This is a genomic window from Microcoleus sp. BROC3 (assembly GCF_036702515.1).
Lineage (GTDB): Bacteria > Cyanobacteriota > Cyanobacteriia > Cyanobacteriales > Microcoleaceae > Microcoleus.
In genome coordinates this window covers 1-4381 of sequence record NZ_JAUBTQ010000129.1, presented here as the reverse complement: position 1 = coordinate 4381, position 4381 = coordinate 1, and the positions used below count along the sequence as shown (strand labels likewise).

The following is a 4381-nucleotide window of genomic DNA, read 5'->3' as shown; positions in this document are numbered from 1 at the left end:
CGCATAATTTCGATTTCGCGTTCCGACTTAATTTCAATGCCTCGACGCTGTTTTTTGACTTGGGGTGCTTGAGTTGGGCTAGAAAGCAGACTGCTAAAAATATTCATGTATTGATTGGCGGGTAATTTTGTACTTTGACGGCAGATTGAAGCAAAAAAACGGCAAATATCCACTTTTTTGTGGAAAAACGAGTGTCTTGTTCCGAACTGTCGATCGCTTGTCCTTTAAGCTAGCTTAATATTTTTCTCATTAATCGGCACGGGATTGGGGGGTCAACAAAGCGGTTTCAACCGCCGAGTCCGTTAGAAATCACCGAAGATCGCCATTGTCAATCAGCCTTCACGGGCAGGCAGGATGCCCAACCCCTACTCCCCACAATAAAATCTAATCTTTGTGGAACAGGCATCTTGCCTGTTCTTGAGGATCGTGCAAGATGTGAGTTGGAGCGGGATTTCCTAGCATTCCTGTCAGGTTAGCAATTCCTGCAATTAACTGAGTTATCTCAACGGGTTTAGATAAGTGCATCTGGAAACCAGCTTCGAGCGCTTGCTGGCGCTCTTCCTCTCTGGCGTAGGCCGTCAGGGCGATCGCAGGCAGATATCCACCACGCAGCGCTTCCATTTCTCTCACCCGCGCGATCAACTCATAGCCGTCTGCTTGCGGCATTCCAATGTCGCTCAGCAGCACATCCGGCCAATAACTCTCCAGTACAGCTAGAGCCGCGGCCACCGATGCCGCCGATCGCACCATAGCTCCTTCCTGTTCCAGTAAAGTAATCAAAAACTCCCGCGTGTCATCGTCATCATCCACCACCAGCAATTGCAAATTAGCAAGAGTTGGGAGAGCCTCTGTCGCGTCATTGAGCGGGCACCAATCATCCCCTGCACCTTGCCCGTTCTCCTCAGCAACTGGCAGAGAAACCGTAAATTTCGCACCCTCGCCCGTATTATTCTCTGCGCCCACCTTACCACCGTGCTGTTCCACCAAGTGACGGACGATCGCCAATCCCAGTCCCAAACCCCCGTAAGACCTACTTGTGCTGCTATCAGCTTGGCGGAAGCGATCGAAAACATAAGGCAGAAAATCAGGCTCGATACCAATTCCGCTATCAATTATCTGAATTTGCGCCTGGTCGCCAACTAACTCCAACTGCACCTTTACTTTACCCTCTTCAGGAGTAAACTTAATCGCATTTGAAAGCAAATTCCAGACAATTTGCTGCAAGCGATCGCTATCGCCTACAACTTTACCGATATTTGGGCTGCATTCCAATTCTATTGCAATTGATTTTGCTTCAGCTAGCGGTCGCAGAGAATCAATTGCCATCTCAATCACATATTCCAACTGAATCCGATGCTTATTTAAATTTAGTTTTCCGCGCAGAATCCGGGAAACATCTAAAATATCTTCAATGAGTTGCGCTTGAGATTTAGCATTGCGCTCTATTGTTTCTAGGGCTTTATCAATAGTGTCTCGGTCAAATGTTTTGGCCCGAAGCAGCCTAGACCAGCCAAGAATTGCATTTAAAGGAGTACGGAGTTCGTGAGAGAGAATAGCGAGAAATTCATCCTTCATCCGGTTAGCTCTCTCAGCTTCTTGGCGCGCCACTTGTTCGCGGATTAGTCTGCCGCGTTCTTCCTCTGCTTGCTTGCGGTCTGTGACATCTCTAACCGTCCCAACGTGACCGATCAGTTTTCCCAAATCAGAAAACATTGGCGACGACTGCACGTGAATCCAACGCACATTTTCGTGAGAAGCTAATCGAAACTCGTTAGAATATTCCTGCCCTTCTTTAATCCAAGCTAACCAATCTGCTACTACACGATCGCGATCTTCTGGATGAACTTCCCGCTGCCAAACAGAAGCCAAACTTTCCTCCAAACTTAACCCGCAAATCGCTTGACAGCGGGGGTTGATGTAAGTACACCGGCCTTCAACGTCAGCTAAGTAAATTCCCAGTGGCGAACAAGCACACAAAGTGCGAAACCGCTCTTCACTTTTGCTTAGTTCACTATTAACAGCAGCTAACTCTGTTGCTTGCCGCTTCACCTCGGCTGTTTTTTGGAACAATTCCACAAATACCGCGACCTTTGATGTCAATATTTCTGGTTCCAAAGGTTTGAAGAGGTAATCGACCGCACCCAGAGAATAACCTTTAAATACGTGGGTGTCATTACTGCTGAATGCTGTGATAAAAATAATCGGAGTCGATCGCGATCGATCTCTTGAGCGAATCATTGTTGCTGTCTCAAATCCATCCATTCCCGGCATCTGCACGTCAAGCAAAATTACCGCAAAATCTTCATTAAGCAGACATCTCAGAGCCTCTGCGCCCGAATTAGCTTGTACTAGATTATAAGAGGGGCTGTTGAGGATAGCTTCTAGAGCCACCAAATTTTCTGGGCGATCGTCAACTAAAAGGACATTTACTCGATCGGGGCGCTGCAGATTCATAAATTTTTTAATCTTTAATTCTTAGCAAGTTGACTAAACACGGAGCGATTTTAGAGAGGGGTAAAATCCAGTCTACTTCAACATTTGCGATCGCGGACGCGGGCATGGTCGGGCATAGAGCTGAAGCCGGTTCCTCCACAAATGTCAATCCTCCCTCAGCCTTAATTTTTGCCAGCCCTTTAGTGCCATCCGAATTAGCTCCCGTTAAAATTATGCCGATAACTTTCTCCCCAAAGGCATCCGCAGCAGACTCAAACAGCACATCGATTGAGGGCCGCGCGTAGCACACAGGAGCCTCAGTTGATAGTGCAAATTTAGGAGTTCCGCGATTGGGGATTGGGGATTTTGAATTATGGATTGACTCCACTGCCACGCTCCCCCATTCTGTAAAGTCGTTTTCATACAAGCTAGACTCCTCCTCAGAGGGCGATTCTATTAGCAAGTGATAGTCAGCAGGAGCCAAGTAAACCCGTCCCGGTGCGATCTGCTCTTTGTCTTGGGCCTCTGTGATTTGGAGAGAGCTTTGCTTTTGTAAAAAATAAGTAAGCCTATTCTGAGAACTCTTATGGCGGTGTTGGACAATAACTACAGGCAAAGGAAAGCTTTGTGGCAAATCTGCCAGCAGTACAGTCAGAGCCTCTAGCCCTCCCAAAGACGTGCCCACAACCACTATTTCAAAATTTTTTTTATTTAATTCTTCGGTAGAGTTTATCACTACTTTCAATTGGTTCATAGTATTTTTCATAAGGTGTAAAAGTCAGAGACTCCTGATGTCCTAGTCCTAAAACCCCAAACATTCCCAGGCTCTCATAAAAAAGCTTGTGTACCCGCTGTTGGAGGTGTGAATTGAAATAAATCATCACATTACGGCATAAAATAACATTAAATTCATTAAAAGAATTATCCGTTGCTAGGTTGTGGTGAGCAAAGACAATATTATCTTTAAGTGAAGAGCGAAAAATCGCATTTTCATAGGCAGCAGTGTAATACTCAGAAAACGCTTTCTTCCCCCCCGCTTGGTGGTAGAGTTGCGTATATTCTTTCATTTGTTTCACCGGGAATATCCCAGTTTTGGCTGTTTTCAAAACTAATTCATTCATGTCCGTAGCGTAAATCCGACAGCGGTCATACAGTCCTTCTTCTTGCAGCAAGATTGCCATAGAATAGACTTCTTCTCCCGTTGAACATCCAGCGTGCCAAATCCGAATAAAAGGATAAGTACGCAGCACCGGCACCACTTTATTTCTGAAACTAATGTAAAAGCTGGGATCGCGAAACATCGCCGTTACATTGACAGAAATGTCCAGCAGTAAACGGTCTAGGTAAGCAGGATTGTGAAGTACCTTTTCCTGAAGTGCAGAGACAGTGGTGAGCCGTTCCGAGCGAATAGTGTTCCAAATACGGCGCTTGAGAGAGGCAAGAGCATAATTGCGAAAATCAAATCCGTAATAGCGAAACATTCCCTCTAGTAGGAGTTGAATTTCGATTGTTTCCAGTTCATGGCTTTCGGGCATTTTTAATTAGTAATTGGTTATTGGACATTGTTGACTGTTGACTGTTAACTGTTGACTGTTGACTGTTGACTGATGACTGATGACTGCTGACAGTTGACTGTTGACTGTTGACTGCTGACTGTTGACAACTAATAACTAACAACTGCCAACAGTCAACTGCCAACTGACAACTGACTTCATTATCGATAAAGCCAGACACGCAGCAGCGAGAGCAACTGTTCCGTATCAACTGGTTTGGTAATGTAGTCAGACGCACCAGCTTCGATACATTTTTCCCGATCGCCCTTCATCGCTTTAGCAGTAAGAGCAATCATTGGCAGCGAAGCGAATTGAGGCATATTACGAATTGCTTGCATTGTTTCGTAACCGTCCATCTCTGGCATCATCACGTCCATCAACACAATATTTATGTC

The 4381-nt window shown here is 45.6% G+C and carries 4 protein-coding genes; all 4 read right to left on the bottom strand.

Going from position 1 to position 4381, the window contains the following annotated elements; genetic code table 11:
- Nucleotides 1–384: 384 nt before the first annotated feature.
- Nucleotides 385–2454: a response regulator gene (locus tag QUB30_RS32945; RefSeq protein ID WP_333342434.1), complete on the bottom strand. Its 2070-nt coding sequence runs from the start codon at nucleotides 2452–2454 to the stop codon at nucleotides 385–387.
- 7 nt (nucleotides 2455–2461) lie between these two features.
- The gene (locus QUB30_RS32940) at nucleotides 2462–3187 is read right to left on the bottom strand and encodes a chemotaxis protein CheB (RefSeq protein WP_333342432.1); all 726 of its coding nucleotides are present in this window, start codon (nucleotides 3185–3187) and stop codon (nucleotides 2462–2464) included.
- Nucleotides 3141–3968, bottom strand: a complete 828-nt coding sequence (locus tag QUB30_RS32935; RefSeq protein WP_333342430.1) for a protein-glutamate O-methyltransferase CheR — start codon at nucleotides 3966–3968, stop codon at nucleotides 3141–3143. Before QUB30_RS32935 ends, QUB30_RS32940 begins: the two co-directional genes overlap by 47 nt.
- Nucleotides 3969–4147: 179 nt before the next feature.
- A partial coding sequence (locus tag QUB30_RS32930) for a response regulator (RefSeq protein WP_333342428.1) occupies nucleotides 4148–4381 on the bottom strand: 234 nt, incomplete at its 5' end.

Coding starts and splice junctions, on each gene's coding strand:
- QUB30_RS32945 (WP_333342434.1), bottom strand. CDS start 2,454: ATGAATCTGCAGCGCCCCGATCGAGTAAATGTCCTTTTAGTTGACGAT.
- QUB30_RS32940 (WP_333342432.1), bottom strand. CDS start 3,187: ATGAACCAATTGAAAGTAGTGATAAACTCTACCGAAGAATTAAATAAA.
- QUB30_RS32935 (WP_333342430.1), bottom strand. CDS start 3,968: ATGCCCGAAAGCCATGAACTGGAAACAATCGAAATTCAACTCCTACTA.